Source organism: Empedobacter sp. GD03861, assembly GCF_029840885.1.
Classification (GTDB): Bacteria; Bacteroidota; Bacteroidia; order Flavobacteriales; family Weeksellaceae; genus Empedobacter; species Empedobacter falsenii_B.
Genome location: NZ_JAOCDJ010000103.1, coordinates 1 through 675, shown reverse-complemented (window position 1 = coordinate 675; position 675 = coordinate 1). Strand labels below are relative to the sequence as shown.

Genomic DNA, 675 nt, shown 5'->3' with positions numbered 1-675 from the left:
TAATAAAAGTAAATTTTCCCCTTTTTACTTTGAAGTTTATTATTTCATATAAATCACTAAGGATTCGTTAATTTATCCAAATAAGTTCTCACGTCTTTCCATTGATAAAATGGAAAATTGTTGGTATTAATTGGAATATGTACTTCATTTTCGTTGTGAAGGAATTTTACTAAAACATCATTCTTTTTATTTTTATAAAACACCATTTGAAGATTGGCGGCCATTGGTGCAGCTTTAAACGTATTCCAAACTTTATAGACTTCTTTAGGATCTGTTTCTTCTCCATTCATTCCTTCGATATTTAGAAAAGCAAGTAAAACAATAATATTTCCATCGTGTCCAAATCTCAAAGAAGCTCCATTTTTATTATTTTTAATATAATCGTCAGCTTCCTTGATGATAACTTTTACCAGAATGACATGGTCAAGTTGAAACAGAATCAGGTGATCACTTTCGCCAGAATAGGGTAGTCAATATTTCCAGATTTTCCAGCTAATACTTTACAGAAAAAAGAATTTGTAAACATAGTGTTCGACAGCAGTTTACACTATGAAAATGGGATTTATCAAATACCTACAATGATGGATTTATTTTCGAGTAACCATTTGAAAATAAAGGAAGAAAACTTTTTTATTTATACAAAAAAAGAGATTCTAAGTAATAGAATCCCTTTCA

The 675-nt window shown here is 29.0% G+C and carries 1 protein-coding gene; it reads right to left on the bottom strand.

Annotated elements, in window-relative coordinates:
• Positions 1–56 precede the first annotated feature (56 nt).
• Positions 57–350, bottom strand: a complete 294-nt coding sequence (locus N5D03_RS14935) for a hypothetical protein (RefSeq protein WP_280035604.1) — start codon at positions 348–350, stop codon at positions 57–59.
• Positions 351–675: the final 325 nt, after the last annotated feature.